At 63.0% G+C, this 23,193-nt stretch carries 17 protein-coding genes and 3 pseudogenes; 7 read left to right on the top strand and 13 right to left on the bottom strand.

All coding sequences use genetic code 11. From position 1 onward, the window contains the following. Window positions 1–119: 119 nt before the first annotated feature. The 3 genes from EN852_RS13395 to EN852_RS13380 all read right to left on the bottom strand — a co-directional run bounded on the left by EN852_RS13395 (window position 120) and on the right by EN852_RS13380 (window position 2,025). A complete protein-coding gene (locus EN852_RS13395; protein WP_348643429.1) occupies window positions 120–413 on the bottom strand; it encodes a hypothetical protein in 294 nt (97 codons plus the stop codon). Window positions 414–666: 253 nt separating this feature from the next. Continuing rightward, on the bottom strand, window positions 667–1,119 hold the full coding sequence (locus tag EN852_RS13385; protein ID WP_127875829.1) for a MucR family transcriptional regulator: 453 nt from the start codon (window positions 1,117–1,119) through the stop codon (window positions 667–669). Window positions 1,120–1,476: 357 nt separating this feature from the next. After that, complete coding sequence (locus EN852_RS13380; RefSeq protein WP_127875830.1) at window positions 1,477–2,025, bottom strand: hypothetical protein; 549 nt, start codon at window positions 2,023–2,025, stop codon at window positions 1,477–1,479. A gap of 356 nt (window positions 2,026–2,381) precedes the next feature. On the opposite strand from EN852_RS13380, the gene EN852_RS13375 reads away from it, so the two are divergent. After that, on the top strand, window positions 2,382–2,906 hold the full coding sequence (locus EN852_RS13375) for a DUF4365 domain-containing protein (protein ID WP_127875831.1): 525 nt from the start codon (window positions 2,382–2,384) through the stop codon (window positions 2,904–2,906). Next, entirely contained in the window at window positions 2,903–4,111 is a 1,209-nt protein-coding gene (locus EN852_RS13370; RefSeq protein WP_127875832.1) for a hypothetical protein, read from the top strand. The genes EN852_RS13375 and EN852_RS13370 overlap by 4 nt, the downstream gene beginning before the upstream one ends. A gap of 75 nt (window positions 4,112–4,186) precedes the next feature. Here the strand turns inward: EN852_RS13370 and EN852_RS13365 are convergent, their stop codons facing one another. The 4 genes and pseudogenes from EN852_RS13365 to EN852_RS13350 form a co-directional block, all read right to left on the bottom strand. Then, window positions 4,187–4,774 carry a hypothetical protein gene (locus EN852_RS13365; RefSeq protein ID WP_127875833.1) on the bottom strand — a complete coding sequence of 196 codons (588 nt, stop codon included), beginning with the start codon at window positions 4,772–4,774 and terminating at the stop codon, window positions 4,187–4,189. 781 nt (window positions 4,775–5,555) lie between these two features. After that, window positions 5,556–6,446 (bottom strand): hypothetical protein, encoded by an 891-nt coding sequence (locus EN852_RS13360; RefSeq protein WP_127875834.1) that lies wholly within the window; start codon window positions 6,444–6,446, stop codon window positions 5,556–5,558. Next, entirely contained in the window at window positions 6,443–6,919 is a 477-nt protein-coding gene (locus EN852_RS13355; RefSeq protein WP_127875835.1) for a hypothetical protein, read from the bottom strand. Before EN852_RS13355 ends, EN852_RS13360 begins: the two co-directional genes overlap by 4 nt. A gap of 86 nt (window positions 6,920–7,005) precedes the next feature. Further along, window positions 7,006–8,603 (bottom strand): annotated as a pseudogene (locus tag EN852_RS13350) (ParB N-terminal domain-containing protein). A gap of 495 nt (window positions 8,604–9,098) precedes the next feature. Here EN852_RS13350 and EN852_RS13345 point away from each other — a divergent pair. Both EN852_RS13345 and EN852_RS13340 read left to right on the top strand, forming a co-directional pair. Further along, window positions 9,099–9,449, top strand: coding sequence for an antitoxin Xre/MbcA/ParS toxin-binding domain-containing protein (locus EN852_RS13345; RefSeq protein ID WP_127875836.1), 351 nt, complete (start codon window positions 9,099–9,101; stop codon window positions 9,447–9,449). Between the two features lie 11 nt (window positions 9,450–9,460). Further along, on the top strand, window positions 9,461–9,955 hold the full coding sequence (locus tag EN852_RS13340; protein ID WP_127875837.1) for an RES family NAD+ phosphorylase: 495 nt from the start codon (window positions 9,461–9,463) through the stop codon (window positions 9,953–9,955). Window position 9,956: 1 nt separating this feature from the next. Here EN852_RS13340 and EN852_RS13335 read toward each other — a convergent pair whose 3' ends face one another. From EN852_RS13335 to EN852_RS13310, 6 genes and pseudogenes are all read right to left on the bottom strand, one after another. After that, window positions 9,957–15,074: an N-6 DNA methylase gene (locus tag EN852_RS13335; RefSeq protein ID WP_127875838.1), complete on the bottom strand. Its 5,118-nt coding sequence runs from the start codon at window positions 15,072–15,074 to the stop codon at window positions 9,957–9,959. Window positions 15,075–15,152: 78 nt separating this feature from the next. Then, a complete protein-coding gene (locus EN852_RS13330) occupies window positions 15,153–15,551 on the bottom strand; it encodes a DUF3085 domain-containing protein (RefSeq protein WP_127875839.1) in 399 nt (132 codons plus the stop codon). 9 nt (window positions 15,552–15,560) lie between these two features. Continuing rightward, window positions 15,561–16,162 (bottom strand): annotated as a pseudogene (locus EN852_RS13325) (DUF1419 domain-containing protein). Window positions 16,163–16,225: 63 nt separating this feature from the next. Beyond that, window positions 16,226–17,260, bottom strand: coding sequence for a DUF3991 and toprim domain-containing protein (locus EN852_RS13320; RefSeq protein WP_127875840.1), 1,035 nt, complete (start codon window positions 17,258–17,260; stop codon window positions 16,226–16,228). Window positions 17,261–17,637: 377 nt separating this feature from the next. After that, window positions 17,638–18,867: a HipA domain-containing protein gene (locus tag EN852_RS13315; protein WP_127875841.1), complete on the bottom strand. Its 1,230-nt coding sequence runs from the start codon at window positions 18,865–18,867 to the stop codon at window positions 17,638–17,640. Further along, the gene (locus EN852_RS13310) at window positions 18,860–19,450 is read right to left on the bottom strand and encodes a helix-turn-helix transcriptional regulator (protein ID WP_127875842.1); all 591 of its coding nucleotides are present in this window, start codon (window positions 19,448–19,450) and stop codon (window positions 18,860–18,862) included. Before EN852_RS13310 ends, EN852_RS13315 begins: the two co-directional genes overlap by 8 nt. Before the next feature lie 1,082 nt (window positions 19,451–20,532). Here EN852_RS13310 and EN852_RS13300 point away from each other — a divergent pair. The 3 genes and pseudogenes from EN852_RS13300 to ligD all read left to right on the top strand — a co-directional run. Next, window positions 20,533–21,462 (top strand): annotated as a pseudogene (locus EN852_RS13300) (MBL fold metallo-hydrolase). A gap of 9 nt (window positions 21,463–21,471) precedes the next feature. Further along, window positions 21,472–21,933, top strand: a complete 462-nt coding sequence (locus EN852_RS13295; RefSeq protein WP_127875844.1) for a metallophosphoesterase family protein — start codon at window positions 21,472–21,474, stop codon at window positions 21,931–21,933. 318 nt (window positions 21,934–22,251) lie between these two features. Next, the coding region (gene ligD, locus EN852_RS13290) for a non-homologous end-joining DNA ligase (RefSeq protein ID WP_189545896.1) at window positions 22,252–23,193 on the top strand (942 nt) is incomplete at its 3' end.

Raw genomic sequence — 23,193 nt, 5'->3', positions numbered from 1 at the left:
CCAAGGGCGAGCAGACGCGCACGATCCGATGCAGGCCCTCGTGGAAAATCGGGTGGGAGAAGCGCGTAGTCTGGCGCGATGAGCAGTGGGCCAACCATCACCGACGCTGGCGGATTTTCCTATTCGTCGCTGTCTTCGCTATCGCTTTCGTCGTCGGACTGGCTGTTCCGACCGGCGTCATCCGCTTGCTCTTCAACGTAGGCTTGGCAGCCTTCGTTGAAAGATCGGCTATCTCCGTCGCAATCCCGCTCGTCGGTGATGTCGTTCCTCGCCGCCCAGTCGTAGCCCGCCTCGTGGCCCGAGCAGTCATCCGTGCAATCGTAGCCGTGGAACGTCTCTTGCGCGTTTGCGGGGGCAGCAAGAGAGCCGGCTAGCGTAAGGGCGCCGGCCGCGACAAGAATCCGGATCGTCACAAAACACTCCTATCGAAGCCCCGGCGCTCGGGTATTCCGTGACCTAGGCGAAGATGAGGCTGGATAACCGACCCTCAGTCCCAATCCTGATCAGGTGTCGCGGGACGGCGATTCCAGCTTCTAACGGCGTTCAACTCGTCGATGCAGACTGGGCCGGATGCGCCGCAGTCGTCGCATCTCATCACAACACGCGCCTCGCTCGTCACATACGGCCTCACATCGGTGCTTGTGCAGAACGGGCAAGGCTCCGCGTTCATCGCGGAGAACGCTTTTTGCCTGTGCTTTTCGCCGGCTTTGCCGCGGGCTTCCGGCCGAGCCCGCTGGATTTTGCCAGTGCGGACCGTTGAGCCGCGTAGTTCGGCGCCACCATCGGATATTCCGGCTTCAGCCCCCACTTCTCGCGGTACTCGTTGGGTGTCAGACCGTAGTGCACGCCAAGATGGCGCTTCAGCGATTTGAACTTCTTCCCGTCCTCGAGGCAGATGATGTAGTCTGGGAACACCGACCGCTTCGGATTGACTGCAGGCGCCTGGGCTGGCTTTTCAGGCGCGGCCGGCTGTCCGATTTTCGACAGCGACGAATTCACGCTTTCGATCAACTCTGGAAGAGACGCAACCGGCACTGGGTTTTTGCTGACGTAGGCAGACACAATGTCCGCGGTGAGCTCGATCAACTGGCTTCGGCTGTTCTCATTCTCTTCGGGCATGCAGTAACTCCGTTTCGCAGCAACAATAGATGAAACCTCTTAGCCGGTTTTCTGCGTAGCGCAACAGTGTGAAGACGCTATCTATACGAAACCATTGCTACACAACGATGGCGCATCCGATGAGCTACGTCGAGGCGACCGGAGATACCGTGCACGCCTTGAGCGGCCACCTTGCGGCGCAAAGCGGCGACAGGCTTGGGCCGATTCCGGTCAGTCCGGTTACAATAGTATCCAGGGACAACCCGACGTCACACGAAGTCACCGTTACGGAGTTAAAATCCAGCAGCTGCGGGTAGACGCGCAGCGGGCCCCGATACCAAGAGGCGTAGCACGAGCAGGTACAATATGTGAACCGTATTAAGCGGGCGTCCTACGCTGAATAGCCGCTGCGAGAGCGGCGGCGAACCATGCTGTCAACTCGGCGTTTATTGTACCCCATCGGTAAACATCGTGCCGGGCGACAAATCTGTCCGGCAGGTCTATCACGAGATGAACACCAACGATGTAGCCATAGTGATATTCGGGATGGACGCTGTGTTCGAGCGTCATGAGGGTGAGCTTGCGGATATCGTCCTCGAATGAGGTATTCTGAACCCGTTTGGCTTCCACCACCAGCAGGTTTTCGTCCTGCTTGTGCATATGATGTACGATAATGTCGGGTCGGATTTTCTTAAGTCTTAGCGCGCCGGCTTCGTCATTCCAGGCAATCTTTTTCTCTTCCGCCTCGCGCCGCGTCCATTCTGGACTGACCCGCCAGCCGGCGAAGTAACGATCCATCCTCATCGCGAGTTCGGTGGTGATGGAGATCTCCTCCGGCCCCGCTCGCACGAGGTCGGTATCTTGTAGGAGGTCTGCAAGAGCTTCGGCGAATGCCGAAAGAATTGCGCCAGGATCGTGTTCTACCATAATCGCGCCTATGATTAAAAACCAGCGTATCAGCAGGCCCGAGACGGCAGAAGCAGCAAATCGGGACGGTCGCGCGCGGTTCCGCTTAATGTCGCTTATGGCCGCTAAGACCGTAGCTCCTTCCGGTTATTACCGATTGATAGAATGAGGATCACGCCTTACTTCTCAGTGCAACCGGCATTGACCGATATAACGCGCGTTGCTACCTGACTGGATCGGGGCCCAATTGGACCGTCGGGTTTCTGACAGAAGCCGCTGATAAGTGCGGTCCGGAAGCGGCTGGCGGATGCAAAGTCAGGGCATCCGCGATGGACGCTGCTGCTTATGGGGGCGGAGGCACGGCTGGGGGGCGCTGAGTGCCGATTACGGTTGAGCATACGAAAGAAAACCTGTGCGCAGCGCATATTTATGCGATCTGCGCGTCGGCAGGTGTCCTTCTTGGACGCGCCCACGTCCATGATTACGGTGTTGACGGAAGCTTCAACACGGTGGTTCATCGCGGCAAGCGGCGCGTGGTGTCTGGCTTCCCGCTTGATTTCCAAGCTAAGTCAACAGTCGATTGGGAGATCAAGGACAGCCACGTTGTCTACGATCTGGAATCCAAGACCTATAATGATATTGTCTCTCGGTCGGCGGCGGAAACCACGCTCATGCTGGTCCTGCTGTGTCTGCCCAAGAATTCTGCGGATTGGCACTCCGTCACGGCCGACTTCACAACTCTTCGGAATTGCTGTTTTTACCACACCTTCAAAGGCACGCCAGTAGACAACGAAAGGTCGACAACGCGGGTTAAGATACCCATCACCCAGCTCCTAACTCCGAACAGCCTCATTGAGCTGCTCGGAGCGGAAAAATCGCGACGGGAGAAGCAGGCGGCATGATCGATCTCCGCGAGACCGGGCCGGGCGCCGTGCCGTTGGACATGCTGCGGCGGTACCTTGCAGCCACAGGTTGGCATGTCCGCGCCTCTGCATCAGAGGCAGATAGTCTGGAGAGTCTAGCCGCGAAAGTGCTTCTTCAAAGCCGCCACGGCGGCAGCCGGAACTTTGAGGTGTACGTGTCCAGCGCTCCGGACCTTGAGGGCATCGAGCTTATCGTACCGAATAGTGTGCAATCGTCAGAGTATGCTTCGCAAGTAGGTCGGGTGATCGACGCGCTCTCTGCCGTCGAGGATCGGTCTACCTTTGATGTTGCCCGAGCGATCCGCGAGGTCGCCTTCGATGTTGTCCGCTCTCGCATTCCAGACGCTCTAGTTATTGATGACTCGATCCGGATGGAAATGGCTCAGAGCTTCGTCAGCGGTATTAGAAATGTGTTGGCCGCCACGGCCAATACTGAGTTGGAGCCGCTACCCTATTTCCTCAGGACGAAAAAGGAGGCGTCAGAATATGCAAACCGCTGCCGCTTCGGCCACACGTTCCGAGGTAGCTTCGGCTTCACAGTGGAGTCTCCCCTTGAACCCAACAGCCAAGCTGCTTTACCCGGTTTCGCACCCGCCCCGCCTTTCGAACGGCGCGTTATCCAACGGATGGTGCGAGGCCTGAGGACCGTGTCCGCAGCGCTTTCGGCTGATAGCACCGATCCGATAACCGAATCGATCAAGACGGGCTTCAATGCAAATGTGTGCGAACAGTTCGCATCATTGATCGACGGTACTTCCCCCAGCGGGATCGCTTTCGATTTCTCCTTTAGCCCCGAATGGAAGGGTACCCCCGCCGAACCTACGCAGGAGGCGCATTTCGAGCTTGGGCGGCCTCAAGTCGAGGTTATCAGAGAAGCGGCGAAGTTGCTCCGAGCCCGAGTCATGTCATGGGAAGAGACTGTATTTGGTCGCGTCATTAGGCTCGCGTCACAAGCCGACCCTTCCGACCTGACGGACACAATGGGTGAGCGCGAGGTCGCAATCCTGTGGTCGAGTGAGGCGACCGGGGATGTAACCGTGCGAACTTCGCTCAGCCCCTCAGACTACCTTCAGGCCGTCGAAGCCCACGCGGCTGGGCGTCCGGTAGCAGTTAGCGGCACTCTTGAACGCCGAGGGCGCCGTTGGGTGCTAATCAATCCATCTAGTTTTCATTTTCCTGGCTGAGACAGGGCGCCGGACAACGGCCGCTTCTGGGATTCCTCCGACGTGAGGCGGGGCCGGAGCCCCGCCCTCGGCGGCTCATCCGAGAGCCGCCATCTGAAGCTCGGCCGCCTTGCGATCGACCGTCTTACCTGGGTTCTCTGTCGCGCGCTCGAAGGGCTTCCAGGCCTCGCCGACGACCTGCTCGTATGCGGTGACGGCGCCCTCGGCGGCCATGCGCAGGGCGTGGGACTGGAGCGCCATGTCCGCGGCGAACTCGCGCTTGCGCTGGGCGGCGCTGTCGAAGCCGACGGGTCCATCGACATCTTCGTCCCGGTCGTCGCAGGCGGATTTGGCCGTTGCGTCGCGCGCCTCGCTCACCGCCCGGCTGTAGAATTGGCCCGCGCCGTAGGCAGAACCGACGAAGGCACCGACGACTCGCTGCAGGTGGATCTGCATGGCCCGTTCACCAAGCCCTTCGTCGAGCGCGGCGGCGGTATCGACGATAAGCTTTTGGTGCAGGTTGCGGATGCCGTCGCTGTCGAGCACCGGGAGGCCAAAGCTCTCGGAGATGAGCGAGCACTGTGTGGCATCGGGGCAGGCGAGCCGGACCATTTGGAGGGTTGTGCCCTTGCGGAGCGGAAGGACCCGGGCGGGTGCGCGGGAATTGGCAGCTTTCTTAGTCATGGCATGTCCTTTCTTCAGGTCCCGAAGCTCGGATCGGCTCCGTGCCGGCCTCCTCGGGCGCGGACCAAAAGAACCGGTGGAATGACGGGCGCTTCAGGGTCCGGGCGGACCGAGGCGAGCATGGCAGGTTTGCGGCCAAGCAGGGCTTTCTTCAGCCCTCGCGCGGGACGCGGACCTGCCATGCCGAGCCCGGACCGATCCGGTCGCCCCGCGGCGCGGAACGCGGCCTTGAAGCGAACGGCCGCCGGTTCAGGACCGCGGCAAGACCGAGGGAGACCGGCACGGGCCTCGATTTCGACATAGGAACGGAAGGACAGACGGTCATGACCACCTGCCAATTCTTTGGCCAGACCTCGCGGTATCACCGTGCGTCCACGAGCACCGCAATGGTCGCCTCACGTGACCGCAGCCTGCGACCACATTGCGATCTTCCGGTGTCCTGCCGAACAGCGGCCCCGCTTAGACTCGCTCGCTCTTGGCCGTCGCCAGCCATCCCGATCGAGGGAGCCTGGCAATCGCCTGATCCTGCCGCGCCGGCTTCGCGATGGCGCGCGGTGCCCGGCTGGCGCTCCCGGCGATCAGGGCTTGCGAGCTGAGGGCGATAGCATCGAGGAACGGGCCCAGGCGCCTTGCCCCGGCGACAATGCGTCCGGCGTGCGAGAGGACTGGGGATGGGCGCAATCATGCGCAGGTTGATCTGCCGGTCGATATCCAACTTGCGCTGTGTTTGCCGGCGCCTCCTCCATGCTGAAGAGCTGGCGGCGCAGCTCGGGCGGGAGCGTCACGGCGATCGCCTTCCCTGCCAGCCGGCGAAACTGGATCGCCCGGCATAGACGGCATGACGATCGGGGTCGATGACGAAACCGAACCGGCCGATTTCGTATTCGGCGGCAGGAACGAGGAAGCGGCGTTCCTCGGTGCCGGCGCCGCGCCTGCCGCCGGGTGTGGCGATGCACTCGACGAAACCCTTCTCCTGCTCCGACGTGATCGCCGAAACCACGACCCAGTCGGCGGCATGTTCTGCCTCGAAGGCGCGGCGGTCCTTCTCGCGGGATTCGCCGGGACCGAGAACGGTGCCGAAGATTGCTTCCCAGGCGTCGGGCCAAGAGTCCTTGATCGTCCTCTCGGCGCAGCGGCGCTCAAATGCCGGGAACAGGTGCGGAAATGTAATGGCGACAATCGCCCACTCGGCGTCCTCCTCGTACCATCCGCCTGCCGAACGCAGCATCGGATGCACCTCGCGGTTACGCTCGGCTGAGAGCTTGAAGCCGCCGTGTCCGGCGGTCGAATAGGCGGTCACGCCCTCGTCATAGAGGGTTCCACCCTGCGACACGCCCCAGGGCGTATTCGCGCCGCCGCCGATCTCGCGGCGGCCAAGGCGCCGCTTCTCGCCCTGATGCTGCGCCTGCTCGAGGACTTTCGTGCGGAAAGCGTTCTCGTCGGCGAGTTCGCCAGCGTGACCGTAGAAATCCGCCCGCGTCCATTCGGCCATCGGCCGGGCGATGCGCCAGCCACTGACGAGATAGTGCCGGCCGTCGCGAGCAGGCGCCATGGCATAGGCGAGCGCACCGACAAGCGCGACCAGCATACCGTCAGCGCTGTACCCGAAAGAAACCCCGAACGGATCCGGGGTCGTCGGTGATGGAAGCGAGGAAGGGAGGATCTGGCTCATGCCACGGCCCTCCCCTCGACGGCATCGGCCGCGGCCTCGTCTGCCGTGACCTCTTCGAGCACCGCGTTGGGATAGCCATGCTCGGAGAGCCATCGTCCGGCGGCAGCGCGGTCCTGTGCCAGATGGACGAGCTCGGCATGGTCGCCGGGTCGGTCGAAGACGCGCACGCAGCCTACCGCCGGGCGCTCGATTATTGCGAAGCGGAGGCTTGAGCCCAGCGAGAAGGTCCGGTGGAAGCGGATGGCGATCACGCCGCCGGCGCCAAAATCGGCCTCGTGCAGGGTGAAGCTGCCGTTGCCGCACAGCGTGCCGGCGTCGCGCCCGCCGTGCTTGCGGATCAGGCGACCCCGGCTGTTGTTGTTCTTCCAGTCGGCGAGCTTTTTGGAATGCCGTTCCGGCGGACGCGGCGTGCCGTCACACCAGGCGACGATCGCGCCGATGGGAGCATGTTCGAGGATGGTGTGCGCTGACATAATGTCCTCCTTGGATGGAGCTGAAACGAAACCGCCGCCGGGATGACCGGCAGCGGCAAAGCGTGCGAAAGAAGGGAAGCGACGCTCTACTCGGCAGCCTCGCGGTAGCCCTCGTCGAACTCGTCCGTCGCGCCGCCCTCGGCCACCGGGTCCTCGCCGGTGACACCAGCGGCGTCGGGGGCATCTTCATCCTCGACCTCGGTGACAGCGCTCTTGGCCAGCCACTCGGAGAGAACAACCGCGTCTGGCGCGAACAGGGCCGAAGGATGGACGAAGTGGCCCTCCTTGAAGTGATCGACGAGAGCGGCCCGGGTGTCTTTGACCCGCGCCCGCGGCAGTACCGGCGTGTCGGCGCACGAGGCCTCGAGCGCGGGACGCGACAGGCAGGAGAGGAAGTCCTCTGTGCCCATATTGGCGAGGAAGCCGTCGGCGCCGATGGCCCTGCCGGCGACGATTCCCACGATGCCCGACTTGCTGATGTTCTCCCGGCACGAGAGCACATCGATTAGCACGCCGCGGGCAGCGATACGCAGCGCGTCCATGTCGAAGGCGAACTGGCCTTCGGCATCGAACAGGCTTGCGCGAACAGCGTGTCGTCCTCGATGGGGGCGCGCGACAGCGCCTCATGCAGGGCATCGGTGCGAAGGTCGCCGATCATCTCGATGCCCTTGCGCGTCACATCGGGACGCGGCTTGGAGACGACGATCGCCTCGTCGTCACCGGCGTCCTGCGCACCCTTGCCCTTGGCCTTCTTTGCTTCGGGCATGCGGAAGTGGACCGTCTTCACCTTGCCCTCGCGATCGAGGTACATCGCGGTGTGGTCCGACTTCTTGGGCGTGCCGTAGACCCGTTCGGCCTTGGCCGGCAGCTTGACCTCGCCCCAGGTGTTGGTTTCGGTGACGACGCCCTTTTTCGGGAGGTTTTGCGTCATCCACTCCTGCTGGGCGCCGAGGAAGGCGTCGACGTCGGTGGTGTAGCGGCTGTCCTGGTCGGCCGCCGCGAACAGGTCCTCGACCCAGGCAATGCCATAGGCCTCTCGCAGGTCGTCGCCGAAGCTGGCGTCTCGCGCGTACATGCGGGTCTTGGCAAGACCATTGGCCACGGCCCACCACGAGACCTGCGGGTCACCCTTGCTGGGCTTGTGCGCCTTCCATACCTCCTTTTGCTCCTCCAGGGAGGCGGCCGCGATCGTGCGGAGCTGGCGCTCATCGGGCATGTCGCCTTTGGCCATATGATCCAGCATGGCCGGCAGCACATTGGCGAGCAGCCTCAGCTTCTTGATTTGGCGAACCGACTGGGCGAGCGCGATGCCAATCGCCTCCTCGGTCCAGCCGAGCGCGACGAGACGTTCGATAGCGCGCCACTGGTCAACGGGGCTGAGCTGCTCGTGCGCGATCGTCGTGACCAGCGAACGCATGGCCCCGCCATCCTCGGCCCGGGGAACCACCAGAACGGCGATCTCGTCGAGACCGGCGGCGATCGCCTGCTTGACGCGACGGTGGCCCTCGTCAATGACGAAGCCGTTGCCGCCATCGGTCTCGGCGGCGACGACCGGCGGCTGCACGATGCCGACAGCCTTGATCGTCGCCAGCAGCAGGGCGTCGGCCTGCGGGCTGGACTTGGAACGGCGCGCCTTGTCGGGATTGTCCTTGAGCGAGCGCGGATCGACAAATTTCAGTTCCATGGAGATGCTCCTTTGGGGATTGCGGACGCGGGCTTTTCGCCGGTCCCTTTCCGTCTTCTTCCCGAAGACATCCCCCGGCCCGCAGAGCGGGCGGGCCGGTGCAATTGCGAACGAGCATCCCTGCCCGGCTAGCCAAGCGGGGCTTGTAGCCCTGCGCAGGATGACGGGCGGGATCGCGACGGGAGCGATTGAGCGCCAGCGTCAGCGGTCCGCTCGCTCTGCGAGCAGTCCTTCCTCTTTTCCGTCACCCCTCACTTCCCCTCTGGAATGTCGCGCCACGGAGTGACGCCGACGGTCGACTTACGACAGGAGGCGGGTCGGGTTGATCCCGCCGATGCTATCCACATGGTTTCACGCACACTCGCGAGGTCGCCCACGCAGTCGTCGAGTTTGGCCACTCGAACAGCCATCGTGACGTGCAGATGACTGATAGCCTTGAACGCCGCCAATCCTGACGCTATATTGCGTCATAATTGTTGGCTAGGAGGTGATGTGATGGGCCTGGCACAATATGCGGACGACGGGTTGTTCGCGCCCAAGAAAATTGCGGACGCTTTCCGCACCACGAGCGAGGAGATCGCGCGCACCGCTGGTCTGGGGAAGGACGCGGTTCAGCGCCGGGAGCGGGTGCGTTCAGACAAGACGCAGCGCCGCCTGCGCGAGATGGTGGAGATCGTGAACAAGGTCGAGCCACGATTTGGCTCCGCGCTCATGGCCTATGCCTGGTACCGCTCCGAGCCGCTGCCGGGATTTTCGGGACGAACGGCCATGCAGCTTGTTCGGGAGGGCCGGGCAGACGAGGTCCTCGAATTTATAGACGCGGTCGATGCGGGGGTTTACGCCTGACCGTCGCCCCCATCACCTATTCAGGTCGGCTCTACCGCGCTCTCAACCCGGTGTATGCCCGCGAGCCTATGTCGGGACGCGGTGCCGAGCTCTATGGAGGGCGTTTCAACCCCAAAGGAATGCCGGCGCTCTATGCGTCAACGTCGGTCCTGACGGCTTTGCGCGAAGCCAACCAGGTGGGCGATCTGCAGCCAACGACGCTTGTCGCCTATCGCGCCGAAATCGAGGCCGTTTTCGATGCGGGCGACGCCACTTCTCTTGCCGCAATGGGCCTCGATGCGGCGGCGCTCGCCGACCCGACATGGCGCGATCAGATGAGAGACTATGGCGAGGCGCATACACAGCGATTTGCCAGGGAGCTCGTCGCGCAAGGTTTTAATGGCCTGCTTGTACCGAGCTTCGCCAAGGGCGCCGTAGCCGGCGACTTGAATCTCGTTCTATGGCGATGGGGTGACGCTGCTCCATCGCGACTCGAGCTGATCGACGACGAGCACCGGCTCGGATGAGCTAGGCGGCCACTGTTTTCTCGGGCCTCGCATTATCGACGTCGCGCGCCAGTGACTTTTCGATCTCGCCAAGCTGCCGGCGCTTCTCGGCCAGCTCACCCGAGAAGGCGAACGTGCCACCCTCGCGCATACGATAGGACGCCAGGCGCTGCTCCGCGTCAGAAAGGTGATGCTGATAGCGGTCCTGCTCATCCTCGAAGGCGCCGAGAGCGTGCTCCAGCCGGGCGATCGCACCGAGCGGCGTAGTGGTGACCGGCAGCTCGATTTCCGTCTCGGCTCCGGTGCGCACGAGCATGGTGGAATAGCAATAGCCGTCCTGGCCAAAGCGTTCGCCGGAATATTTCAACTCGAAGCCGCCGATCATCGCGATAACGATATTGCCGGCGTGCTGGAGCTGAACGAGGGTCAGGATCTCCTTCATGAGCGCGCGCCCGGCGAGCTTGCGCTCGACGAAAACTTCGTCTCCCACGGTCATGCGGAACGCCTCGCCCGCGGTCGGAATCAGGTGGTCGAGGTCCTGACCGATCTCTTCGATGCGTCGGGTCGAGTGCTCGATGTCGCGTTGGGCGTCGCGGATCTGACGGCGGATCGCGAACTGATCGTCCTGGTGCGCGGCGCGCAGGCGTTCGAGCCGGGCGACGTCGGCCTCGAGGCCTGCCTTCTGCATCAGACGCGGGTCGCCCGAGGCAATGGCCTTGGCCATGGCGAACTGATTGGCCTGCCCCTCACCGAGGTCCTCGAGCCGGCGGATGGAGGTATCGCCCGAAAGTGCCGCGGCGATGAACCGGGCCTTGCGCTCGTTGTTTTGCCACATCTGCGCGTCCATCGAGCCTTCGGTGGCATAGGCGAAGATGTCGACGACATCATGCTGGTTGCCCTGCCGCAGGATGCGGCCCTCGCGCTGCTCGATCTGCGAAGGGAGCCAGGGCACGTCCAGATGGTGCAAGGCCTTGAGCCGAAGCTGCGCGTTGACGCCAGTGCCCATCGTGTCGGACGAGCCGATCAGGAAACGGACTTTTCCCGCACGAACGTCGCCAAACAGCCGTTGCTTGGCCTCCGACTTCTTGAAATCCTGCATGAAGGCGATTTCCGACGCCGGCACGCCGAGACGCACCAGCTCGTCGCGTATCCAGCGATAGGCGGAGAAGCCGCGCGTCTTCTCGACGCTGACCGTGCCGAGATCGGAGAAGATCATTTGGGCAGCACCCGTCAGCTCGAAGCGCTTGCCATCAGGACGGACATAGGCGTTGCCGGCAGTCTCCTGCCAGATGCGGAAGGCGTTGCCAATGAGCTCGTTGAGCTTGTTGTCCGGCTCGTTGTCACTGTCGAGATCGACGAGGCGCAGGTCGATCGCCGCGTGGCGGCCGTCGGTGATGACAGAGAGCAGGATGTCGTCGCCGGGTTCGGGCGGCCGATCGCGTTGCTCGATCGCCTTGATCCGGGCATCGAGCAGGACCTGGTAGCGCTTGAAGGCAGCGGAAGGCTTCGAGGTCCTGATCCGCCGCGCGCCGGTCGATAGCGCCGGCACCCTGACGTAGTCGCGCAAATCCTCGGGCATAACCACGTCCGCGAAAGAGCGGAACATGGCGATGAGCTCGGGGACGTTGACGAAGGTCGCGAAGCGCGTGACCGGCTTGTACTTGCCGTTGGGCTGGAGCTCGAGCTCGGTGGTGACATCGCCGAAGGTCGAGGCCCAGGCGTCGAACTCGTGCAGGCCCCGGTCGGCGAGCGCGGCATAGCCGAGATATCGCTGCACCGAGAACATTTCGCCAAGTGTGTTTGTGATCGGGGTGCCGGAAGCGAGTACGAGCGCACGGCCCGGGTTCTTGGTCTCGGTGAAACGCGATTTTACATAGAGGTCCCAGGCGCGCTGCGAGCCGTTCGGATCGATGCCCTTGAGCGTCGACATGTTCGTGGCGAAGGAGAGCTTGCGGAACTCCTGCGCCTCGTCGACGATGATTTGATCGACGCCGATCTCCGAGATCGTCAGCAGGTCATCCTTGCGGGTCGCCAACGACTCCAGCCGTTCCTGGAGGCCTTCCTTCAGCCGCTCGAGGCGCTTGCGCGATACGCGGTCACCGCTCTCGACCTTGGTGAGCAGCGATTCATAGAGCTCCAGCTCGTCGTGAATCATCTGCTGCTCGAAGGCAGACGGCACGCCGATGAAGCGGAAAGCCGAATGAGTGATGATGATGGCGTCCCAAGTCGCGGTCGCGGCCCGCGACAGGAAGCGGTGCCGCTTGTCTTTGGTGAAGTTGGTCTCGTCAGCGACCAGGATTCGTGCCGTCGGATAAAGGGCCAGGAACTCGCGGGCCGCCTGCGCCAGGCAATGGCCGGGCACGACCAACATCGCCTTGGCAATCAGGCCGAGCCGTTTCTGCTCCATGACGGCGGCGGCAACAGTCATCGTCTTGCCTGCGCCGACGGCGTGCGCGAGATAAGTCGAGCCGGCCGAGACGATGCGCCAGACGCCGCGCTTCTGGTGCCGATAAAGAGAAAGGGCGCCAGAGGCGCCCGGGAGTTGCAGGTGGTCCCCGTTGAAGTGCCGGGGCGCGATGTTGTTGAACCGGTCGTTATAGACCCGCGCCAGCCGGTCGGTCCGATCGGGATCGGACCAGATCCAGGTCTGGAACGCGGTCTTGATCTTGGCGAGCTTCTCCTTGGCCGCCTCCGTGTCGACGACGTTGAGCACCCGCCGTTCGCTGTCCCCGTCTTTGATGGTTTCGAAGATCTGCGGCACGCGGCTGTTCAGTGCATCGGCAATGAGCTCGCCGGCATGACGGCGCCCAGTGCCCCATTCCGACGTGCCGGCCGCCATGTAGCCGAGTTGGCGCGCTTCGACCGTCCACGATGCCAGTTCGGGCATGTGATGGATGCGGATCTCGGCCCCCATCGTTTCTTTCACGAAGGCAACGACGTCGGCAGCAGGAATCCACGGCGCGCCGAGACGGGCGGTGATGTCTGAGGGGCCGAGGTCGGCCGGCTGGACGGCGACAAGCGCCCGGACGTTGCCCTCCAAGAGGGGATCGAGAGCGGCCGCGGCTCGCGCCACCTTGAGCTTGTCGCGGACCTGACCGGAAAGATAGGCGTCGGCCGTCTGCCATCCGCCGCTCTCGGGATCGCGGAAGATGGCGCTGCCGAGTTCGGTGATGACGGAATCGACATCGTCCTGAAGCAGCTCGGCGATGTGATCGATGTCGACATGGCCGCGCTCGTTGAGCACCACGGCCAAGGCATCGGCGGCGCAAGTGATGATCGGCGCCGATGGCGGGGCAATCACACGTTCGCTGAAGATCGGCCCCGGCCGCGCCGTATTGGTCTCGAGATCATAGTCCTCGATCGAGGCGACCAGCCAGCAATCGGGATCGTCGAGGAAGGGCTGCAGGTTCGGCCGGCGATGCGTCTCGCGCATCTCACCAGTCTCTGGGTCCTCGCTGGTCGACACCACCGTGGTGTTGATAGGACCGAAGACGCGCACGAAGTTCGACCAGGCGATCCGCAGCTTGACCTGGGCCGGCTTCCACGGCCGGTCGAACTCCTGCGCCTTGAGGACATCGCGCACGGCGTCGCGGATCGGGATCAGCTTGCGGATGATGCGGGCGTGCTTGTCCGGCACGCCGTGGGCACTGCGTCCCTTGCGCACCGTAATAGTCACAGGCGCGCCGTCGACCATCTGCATCAGTGCTGCGTTCTTGGCGATGAAGTAGCTGCCCTCGCGGATAGCGACCCCGTCAGGACGAAGCTCGTCGACGGCGTCGACGCTGTCGTCGGCGTCGCGATCGATGACCTCGGGCTCGCCGTCATAGATCGCCTCCGGAAGAAGAGCGATCGTTGCGGAAAGAGCCTGCTCGAGATTGACGCCTTGGCGCGGCAGGCAGGTGTATGTATCGCCGAAGGGACCGGACGTCGTGGCGTGGCTGCCGAGCACGAAATCGGGGTGCCTCCCGAACCAGCGGTTCACGCGGATCGCGGCACCGTCGCCATCTGCTGGGCGGACCTCGTCGATGTCGAGCCAGCTGACATCGCCTTCGGCCTCGCCGGATGTGCGCTTGTGGAAGAAGAGGAGATCGACCACCACGTCGGTGCCGGCGTCCTGCCGGAAGCTGCCTTCGGGAAGGCGGATGGCGGCGATGAGGTCGGCGGATTGCGCGATATGCTCGCGCGCCGAGCTGTCCGCCTTATCCATCGTGCCCGAGCTCGTGACGAAGGCCGCCAGGCCCCCCGGCTTCAGGAGATCGATCGAGCGCACGATGAAATAGTCGTGCAGGCGCAACCCCATCGACCGATACATGCGGTCCGAGCGCACAGTGCGATCTGAGAAGGGCGGATTGCCGATGGCAAGGTCGAATGAGGCCGGAAGGTCGGCGCGCGCGAAGTCCGCATTGACGATACGTGCGCGCGGCTGCAGCAGGCGGGCGATGCGCGCCGTCACCGGATCGAGCTCGACACCGGTGACGTGGGACGCATCGCGCAGGGTCGCGGGCATGAGTGCCGGAAACAGGCCGGTGCCGATGCCGGGTTCGAGCACCTTGCCTCCACGCCAGCCTAGGCGCTGCAGGCCCGACCACATCGCTTTTACGATGAACTCCGGCGTGAAGTGCGCATATTGCGTGCAGCGGGCGAGCGAGGCGTATTCATGGCGCGGCACCGTCTCTTCAAGGCCGGAACCGATGTCATCCCAGCCGGATCGGAAACCGTTTTGGCCGGGGCGCCGAAACACGGCATTGGCGAGGTCGGAGGCACCGAAGCCAGTGAAGCGGATGAGCCGCGCCTGTTCCTCCGACGTCGCCGCCCGATCGGCGTCCTCGATCTCGGCTGCGAGGCGAATGGCGTCGAGGTTATCGATGGCACGCTGCTTCCAGCCTTTGGCGAGGCCTCGGTCGCCGGCGAGAACGAAGTCCTCTCCGCGGCGATCTGCAGCACGGGGCGGGCGCAGGGTGGCGGCGGTGTCCGGGCCGCGCTTCGCTGGCGGAACCAGCGCTTCGGGGACCGTGGATTGCCCCTTCTCCGGCTCATCGGTGCCGAAATCGCTGCCGAAGGCGGTGACGCCGAGGCCGAGACCGGACCACAACGCGGTATTGCCGAAAAGATCGAGCGTGAAGGGATCTTCATTGGACATTGGGATATTTCCTTGGATGAGGGCGCGCGTGAACTCGGCCGGGTCGGTCGGCAGTCGGCGGCGCGGATTTTTGCGAGGTCAGCGGGTGATCAGCGAGAGCGCGACGTCGGTCTCGGTGAGCTCAACGTTGAGATGGGTCGCCCCGGAGTTGCGGTCGAAGAGCGGGATCAGCCGCTCAGCTTCGATGAGCTCGATGCCGTCATCGGCGCCGAAGTGGCGGCGTTTGTAGTCCCACCAGTCGAAGTCGCCTTTGGGGTGACACTGCTCGGCATAGACAACGAGCGCGCGGGAGCCTTCGGCGAGCTTGCCGTTGGACATGATGTAGACGCCCTGGTCGCCGACCAGCCAAAGGCCCGGCTTCTCGCCCTCGCCGGGGCGCGTGCCGTAATAGGGATTTCGGAAGCCGCCGTTGACGGCGGCGTCGGCAATGCCGCGGTCAATGACTTTGCGGACGGCGAGAATGGGAAAGGTGAACATCGCCGCCCCTCACGCCGCAGTCTTCGCGGGAAAGTGCCTGAGATGCACCGGCAGCTTGGCTGCAATCTCGTCGTGAGTGAGATCCTCAAGCAGCTTGAGTTCGGTCCGCCCCAGGCCATAAACGACAAGCGTGCGTTTGCCGCGGTGCTTCTGCGGGAAGTGGTCCCCTGCATAGCCGCGATATTCGTATGGGTGGCGCTCCAGATGTGCTCGAGGCGCTCCACATGCGTCATCGCCTTGACCGGCCAGGACTCGCGCTCGACGATTGCGTCGCGCGTGTCGACCGATGAGCGGGCTTGGGACAGATCGCAATAGGCATGGAAATAGCGCGTCCGGCCGTCGATGCGCAGCGTGTAGAACACACTGGTGACGCTCTCGGTGAGGAACTCACGCAGCGCGAACATGTCCCCCCGCATCCAGAGGGGCGGCAGGATGTCGAGCATGGTATCGTGCTCGGCGCGAGCGATCTCGAACCATTCGCCAGCAAACAGCGCGCTGTCGTCATTCTGCCAGCGATTGGGCCGCTGGGCATGGCGGTCGAACAGGCGGTACATTTGCCGGCGGTCGGCGACGCCCTGGTAGATCTTGCGGATGGAGAATTGAAGGGTGATGGGAGGCTCCTTGGCCACTTGCGGGCCGGAGCGCGGTTCATCCCTCACGGATCACCATCATCTTCAGCCCTTCCGGACCCCCCCCCCCCCGCAGCCGCCTCTCCGACCGGGCGGGTCAAGGGCCGGCGCAGCCGGGCGGAGCTTCACCCTTGAGGCGGCCGGCGGGCATGCGGCAGTCGGTTTGCCTCCTTCCTTTCCTCTCGCTTCCTCCTTTGCTTTGAGATCGGCGTTCCAGTCGTCCGCCATAGGGCGCAACCGCTCACCGAAGCATCCGGCCTCCTCGGCAAGGGCGAGAAGCCTGCCAGCATAGACGTCGCCCTGCTTGTTGTTGTCAGTGGCGGCGATAAGCTGGCCTCCAGGCCTGACGGCGAGCGCCCGGATCGCCGCGTACGTCGCCAGCGACCAGCCGCCTCCGGTGCTGAGATAAAGGGTGTCGGGGCGAAGGCCTTCAAAGGCGGCGAGGCTCATGGCGTCGATCGCCGCCTCGGTCACGCAGAAGCGAAGCGCTCCGGGACGGCCGAGCCTAAACAGCACCTTGCCGCCGCCGGTGGCGAAGCCGCGCCAGTCCGGGCCGCGCTCCTCCCATCCGGTAATGGCGCCGTCGGCATCCCCATGCGCTGCCCACATGCTGCCATGCGGGCCTTCCCGCAGGATGTCGGCGGCGATCGCAGCGCGGAGAACGGGTTCGGGAAGACGGCGGGTGTCACTGAGATAGCGCCAGGTCGCCGAGCCGCGCCACGGCTTGCGTCTAGCCTGCCATCGTTCCGGAACCGAAAGATCAGTCTCCCTGTCGCGGGTTTCCCGATCCCAGACATTCTCGGCCGGCACGAATCCGACGAGGCAGGCGACTTCATTCATGGCCTCGACGAAAGGCACGCCTTCGAGATGCTCGACGAGGCGGAAGACATCGCCCTTGCCGTCCGACAGCGGGTCGAACCAGCCCTTGCCGTCATGGATGACGATTATGATCGCCGCCGCGCGGCGATATTTCATCGCCTTGCGCGTGCTCTCCTTGCGGTCGAACGCGAATCCCAGATGCTCGAGCACCGCGGCGCAGGGCACCTTCTCCTTCAGCTCTTCCAAATCTGCTTTTTCCATCTTTCGCCAGCGCGCATTGTTCGCGCTCCTTCTCTTTCATTCCCGCCCGGATTTCGGGGCAGGAACCGGAGGCCGCGAAGAGCAAGGCGGGCAAGGGCGCGGCTGGCAACTGATGAATTATACAGCGTCGTCGGACTCGAGCCGCGGCGTAGCTCCCCCTTGCCGGCCGCAGCGCGCAAGCGGCAAGCTGTGAGGTCCGAATTCACTATTCGTTCACGATATTAGCGCAAGCTCATATTGGACATGCCTGGTAGAGCGTACATGCCTAGGCCCCGGGCGGCTGGTGAGCCGCCGGGGCTCGTACAAGCCTCCTCGCCGATTTGGAAACCTCGGCGGCTGTGGCTCTTAAGGCGACGGCGGGCTGAGGCGTGTCTTGATCATGCGAATTCGCTAAATAGTGGCACGGTCGGAGCGTGCGCGTCGATTGCCTTCACGACGGTAGCGGCGAGAGGAAGGTGCGTTTTCTCAGCCTCCCAGACTTGCCGAAATCGTTGGATGGTTTCCGCGGCGGTGTCGACGACAAGCTTTTCCGGCAGAAGTGCCTTGGCCGCCAGATGCCGAAGCTCATCGGTATCGAGCTTGGCCATCTTTTTCGTCCGAGAGTAATTAAGCGCAGCCGTGTCCTCACCCTTCATATAGGGAATGGTCGACACCAGGTCGTAGGCCGGCGAGAGCGCGGCCGAGCGCCGGTCCGGATAGATCAGGGACCAGTTTTTGAGGTGCATGTCGCCATTGCCGATCAGCGCGCTGAACACGAGGCGGCGAATGAACTCGGCTGCGCCGACATCGCCCGCCTCGGTGCCGATCACGCGCGCGATGTTGGCGTAACTTGCACGCTTGTACTTGTCGTCCGGAAAGACCCCGAACACCTGCGCGAAATCTTCGGTGTGGACGGGACCGTCACCGGTTCGATCGAAGCGGCTGACAGCAAGCGCCTGCCCTTTCAATTCACCCACTCCTTCGGGAATACCGGCGATTGCATCGAGATCGACCAGGTTGATGATGGGCACCTCCATGCCGATCATCCCGGCGATCGTCATCATCGAAAACTCGTTTTCCGGAACGCCGGTGAACTGCTGGGAGGGCAGCTTCACGATCCACGATCCGCCGACGCCCTCGGCGGGAATGGTCAGGCCGCCCCCCTTTCCTGCGTTCTGAAACGCGGAGAACTTGAGCTGAACGCCGGCGAGCGAGAAGCGCAGGGCATTGGGTTTGGCGTTCTTCGGAAGGTCCTCGTCATCACCAGGAGGAAGGCCGTCACCGACCGCAGGATGGATCGACAGTGCTCCGGGCAGGTCGAGCCCCAGCACCCACAGCAGGAAGAATTCGCGCTGCTGATTTACTCCGGCCCGCTCAGCGAGATAGCGACGCAAGCCGCCCTCCGGCAACAGGTTCGAGAAGAATGGCGGCACGACCCTTTGTGTGGGGCGGATCCTGGTGATGAGGCCGCCAAGGTCGTCCTTGAACGACAGGCTGAGAGTCGGCCGATCCGGGTTATCTACGTAATCTTCGTTGAACGCAAATATCGTTCGATCGCCCTGCAGATGGGTCAGTGTGCCAATAGGCTCGTCGTAGAGTCGTACATCCAGAACCGAGACGTCAGGCATCCGCATCTCCATCGTCCAGCGAATAGGCGGGTCGCGGCTCCGACGGAACGGGATGGGTGATCGAGTTGCGAAGGCGCTGCAGGTTGTGCGCGATGTCACGCACTATAGGTGCTGCCTGCGCGCTCGCCTGATAGCGCTCGAGCCGGGCGATCAGTTCGCGCACGAGCTGCATCTCTTGATCGCCGAGATTCACCCGCCGCAGAAACCGAAGCGTATCCTCGATGCGATCAAGGTCGGCTGAGCTGCCGTAAAGGCGCTTCATTTTCTTGACCAGGCGCTCGGCACGGGCAAGACGCTTGTCGTTTGGCTGACCGGCATGGATATGCATGTCAGGCGTCGCCTGGGCCTTGACCAGGCCGAGTACCGCCGGCACGAGCTTCTTCGGCACGAGCATGACCTCGAGATCGAGCGCCCGTGTCAGGTCTATGAAGCTCGACAGTCCCGGCTCCATCTTGCCGCTCTCGATTTGCGAGATATGGCTCTGCGTCAGCCCGGCCCGCTCGCTGAGCGCGCGCTGGCTGACGCCGGAGGCCTCGCGGATCTCGCGTACTTGCGCGATCAGGGTTTCGCTCTGATAAGCCATGATATATAATCCGGATCAAAAAGGCCAAAGTGATCAGGATATTATATCTAGGGCGCGGAGCGTCCTCTGTCAATCAATCGATATAGCATAATGATCGTACCGCTGATCTGATACACAACACTGTATAGACTCCTATCGAGTTGCGACGTATTGACCGGCAACAACTTCCGTCCGCCATCAGCAACCACTTTCGAGACGTCAACGCCGTCCCTCTCCTCACGGGGAAAAGCCTCCATCCGTTCCGGCGTCAGCCGCGCCGCGCAGCGGCCAAAGCAAATGAGGGCGTACAAAGCGCAGACGATGAAATGTCCGCCGGACGGACAATGTCATTTCGTCGTCGAGCCGGTTCGTGACGCCGAGACCGGTTCAACAGGGCGGCCTAAGGAGCGTCAGAATAGCGCCGCCTAAAGGCGGGACGCGGGGCAGACCGCCCCCGGCGAGGCGTGCCGTATCACCTTCAACCGGATGATTTCATCAGCAGCCTAGACGCATTCCCATCTTTGCGAGCCGGTTGCCGGCGCTCCTCGTCTTGCATCGGCCGTTCTGCATTGCCTAGCTGGCGCTCGCAGCCTGCGTGGGCTTCCTGGCGACCCTCCGGCTAATGGCTTTGGGACGTTGGACATGGCGGAAGCCGTTGCCCGAGTGAAGCGTGACCCGAACCCGATGCCTGGCTATAGCCAGATCAAGACCCGTACCACGAGAGGGTCGCCTGAAACGGACTATGCTTTCTGCTGCAGTCCCACCGCCAGACGGCGCCAGCGGAACCTATTTCATCCCGCCCTGTTTCGGATTGAGCGACCGAAGAGGACAGGCATATGAGATCAAAATCATCGCGGGACGTGCCGGGCACGAAGCCCCGGACGGACAAAGAGCGGGATACTCGGGAGGCGGCTGCCAAGACGCCTGACAAGACCAATGACTGGGACCGCGACCTCGTCCACGGTGATGGTGATAGCGTCGGGATAAAGCCCGAGCAGGGCATGGACGCAAAATAGCCAAAGACGGGCACAGTAACTGGCAGCGTGGAAGGCGTTGTTTGCCCGCTTTGAGGCCTCGCTGCCCGCGGATAGACTAGCCCCATGATTTTCAGACTGACGTTCCTTGGCACCTCGGCCAGCGTACCCTCTGCCGAGCGCAATCACCCGCACTGCTTGTCGAGGCCGGAGCCCACCGAATTCTAGTCGACTGCGGGGAAGGCACGCAGCGCCAGCTGCTGCGCAGCGGCGCCGGCTTCAGGCGGCTTCACCGCCTACTGCTCACGCATGCCCATTTCGACCATATCCTTGGAATCCCTGGTCTGTTCTCGTCACTCCGGTTGCGGCAAAGTGACGATCTCCTGACCGTCCACGGAGGCTCGGACACTCTCAACCTCGTTGTGCGCATGCTCGCTGGTCTGTGGGGTGAAGGACGATCGCCGATCCCACTAAAGCTTGAGCCGCTGACGCCCGGCCGGTTTTTCGAGGCAGACGAACTCGTGATCGACTGCTTTCAGGTTCGTCACCGCGACACGGATAGCTATGGCTTCTTGCTCGAAACGCCGCCGCGCCGCCATCTTCGCGCCGACCACCTAGCGTCTCTGGGCGTGCCAGACGGTCCAATCAGGAAGGAACTGGTAGAAGGCAGGTCGCGCGCAGATAATCGTCGACCGCGGAATCACCCTCGCCGATGGCCGCACTGTTGGTTCCGAAGACGTGTTAGGGCCGCTGGAAGCAGGCAAGAAGCTGGTCATCATCGGCGATACGGAGTCTACCGATGGGCTCGCGGACCATGTCCGCGACGCCGACCTTCTGGTGATCGAGGCCACCTTCCTGGAACGAGATGCGGCCATGGCGCGCGACTATGGTCATCTCACGGCCGCGCAGGCGGCATCTCTGGCAGCGATGAGCAACGTGAAGCAGCTCCTTCTTACGCATATCTCCGGCCGATATGGCGATGAAGAAATCCTCGCGGAAGCCGTGGGGGCTTTTCCGAACAGCCGTATTGCGGCTGATCTCGATGTGCTCACTTTATAACGGCCGACAATGACAATCAGGATAGGCATCATCTCTGATACGCATGGCCTGCTCAGGCCTGAGGCGGAACGACGCCTGGCCGGGGTAAACCACATCATCCATGGCGGCGACATCGGTAGTCCTGAAATCATCACCGCGCTTCAGCAGATCGCGCCGGTTACCGCGATCAGAGGAAACGTGGACACGGCCGGGTGGGCTGCGACCTACGCCGATACGGCGCTGGTGCGGCTGGCGGGCCGCACATTCTACGTCCTCCACGATCTGAAAACACTGCAAGTCTCACCAGCAGCACTCGGTATCGACATGGTCGTGTCGGGCCACTCCCATCTGCCGAAATTCAAAACCGTTGACGGTGTGCTCTACCTTAATCCGGGCAGCGCCGGTCACCGTCGTTTCAAGTTGCCGATCACGCTTGCAACGGTTGATATCACGCCTGACGGTCTACAGCCGGCCATTCACGATCTAAAGTAGCGGCTAAGGCGCGGGCTCAAGGCGTTCGCACGCCAGGCCGGGACGCATCGGCTGAATCAACGCATCCGGGTGCGACCAATAACCTCAAGTAGACTTCTTGAAACGCGCCGGATGAAGGATTCAACAATGCCCTTCTGTGCGACTTCCGGAGCGCAAACGGGCAGACGTCGAGGCACCTCATATCCTCTGGACGGCAAACTAGCTTTGCCCGTTCTGCGGCTCAGGTAATCGGAGAACTGCACCCCTTCCACCGAGGGTCGAAACCAAAGAAGCAGTCCTGCGTTGGACGCGATTGGGCCATTCCTCTTGAGTGGGGCGGTGAAAGTGACCAAGCGAAAGGCAGTCGATGGGTTGCGGGCTCGTCAAACGAAGTCGCCTGCGCTTGAGCTAGCCACACCGCCCAGTTTTAGGCCGGTCCAGCTCGCAAAGCTGGTGGACACCGTCCCCGCCGGCGATCGCTGGCTCCACGAAATGAAATATGACGGCTATCGCATTCTCGTGGCCGTGGGCGGCGGGGAAGCGCGCGCCTATACACGCTCGGGCCTGGACTGGTCCGGCCGGTTCCCCTCTGTGCTTTGGGAGGCACGCAAGCTCAAGGTTCGCTCCGCGCTCATCGATGGCGAGGCAGTCGTCATCGACGCCGAGGGGCGATCGAGTTTCCAGGCGCTCCAGAACGCCTTGAAGGGCGATCCCGCCAGCATCGATTTTTATGCCTTCGACCTGCTCCAACTCGACGGCGAAGACCTGACGAGGCTTCCCCTCCTGGAGCGCAAGGCGAAACTGGAGGAAATTCTGCCGGCGAAGAACCCTATCCTTCGCTACTCCGACCATATCCAGGGCCGGGGCGACGAGTTGCTGAACCGCTTCTGCGACGCCGGGCTCGAGGGGGTAATCTCGAAACTGGCCGATTCGGACTATGTCGGCGCTCGCGACGGAAGCTGGCTGAAAATCAAGTGCATCAAACGCCAGGAATTCGTGCTCGTCGGCTGGACGCCGTCAGACAAGGACCGCGCGTTTCGATCGCTGATCCTCGGTGTCCATGAGGGCGGAAAGCTGCGCTATGCCGGTAAGGTCGGAACCGGTTTCGATACCGCCGAGATGGCGCGGCTGATGAGGACCATGGCGCCGCTCGCGCAGAGCGCCGCCACGGTCGAAGCACCGCGCGCGGAAGTTCGCGGCGCGCACTGGCTGCGTCCGAAGCTTGTTGCCGAGATCGCCTACACCGAGATGACGAATGAAGGTACGCTGCGCCATCCAAGC

The sequence above is a fragment of the Mesorhizobium sp. M2E.F.Ca.ET.209.01.1.1 genome (assembly GCF_004010375.2).
In the GTDB taxonomy this organism is placed as follows: Bacteria; Pseudomonadota; Alphaproteobacteria; order Rhizobiales; family Rhizobiaceae; genus Mesorhizobium.
Note: the sequence above shows the minus strand (reverse complement) of the source record. Positions and strands in the feature narration are given on the sequence as shown.

What these genes read in the sequence shown, in the direction of transcription:
- EN852_RS13345 (WP_127875836.1), top strand. Translation starts at nt 9,099, where the DNA reads ATGGGCCTGGCACAATATGCGGACGACGGGTTGTTCGCGCCCAAGAAA.
- EN852_RS13365 (WP_127875833.1), bottom strand. Translation starts at nt 4,774, where the DNA reads ATGACTAAGAAAGCTGCCAATTCCCGCGCACCCGCCCGGGTCCTTCCG.
- EN852_RS13320 (WP_127875840.1), bottom strand. Translation starts at nt 17,260, where the DNA reads ATGGAAAAAGCAGATTTGGAAGAGCTGAAGGAGAAGGTGCCCTGCGCC.
- EN852_RS13385 (WP_127875829.1), bottom strand. Translation starts at nt 1,119, where the DNA reads ATGCCCGAAGAGAATGAGAACAGCCGAAGCCAGTTGATCGAGCTCACC.
- EN852_RS13310 (WP_127875842.1), bottom strand. Translation starts at nt 19,450, where the DNA reads ATGGCTTATCAGAGCGAAACCCTGATCGCGCAAGTACGCGAGATCCGC.
- EN852_RS13370 (WP_127875832.1), top strand. Translation starts at nt 2,903, where the DNA reads ATGATCGATCTCCGCGAGACCGGGCCGGGCGCCGTGCCGTTGGACATG.
- EN852_RS13335 (WP_127875838.1), bottom strand. Translation starts at nt 15,074, where the DNA reads ATGTCCAATGAAGATCCCTTCACGCTCGATCTTTTCGGCAATACCGCG.
- EN852_RS13315 (WP_127875841.1), bottom strand. Translation starts at nt 18,867, where the DNA reads ATGCCTGACGTCTCGGTTCTGGATGTACGACTCTACGACGAGCCTATT.
- EN852_RS13360 (WP_127875834.1), bottom strand. Translation starts at nt 6,446, where the DNA reads ATGAGCCAGATCCTCCCTTCCTCGCTTCCATCACCGACGACCCCGGAT.
- EN852_RS13380 (WP_127875830.1), bottom strand. Translation starts at nt 2,025, where the DNA reads ATGGTAGAACACGATCCTGGCGCAATTCTTTCGGCATTCGCCGAAGCT.
- EN852_RS13355 (WP_127875835.1), bottom strand. Translation starts at nt 6,919, where the DNA reads ATGTCAGCGCACACCATCCTCGAACATGCTCCCATCGGCGCGATCGTC.
- EN852_RS13295 (WP_127875844.1), top strand. Translation starts at nt 21,472, where the DNA reads ATGACAATCAGGATAGGCATCATCTCTGATACGCATGGCCTGCTCAGG.
- EN852_RS13330 (WP_127875839.1), bottom strand. Translation starts at nt 15,551, where the DNA reads ATGTTCACCTTTCCCATTCTCGCCGTCCGCAAAGTCATTGACCGCGGC.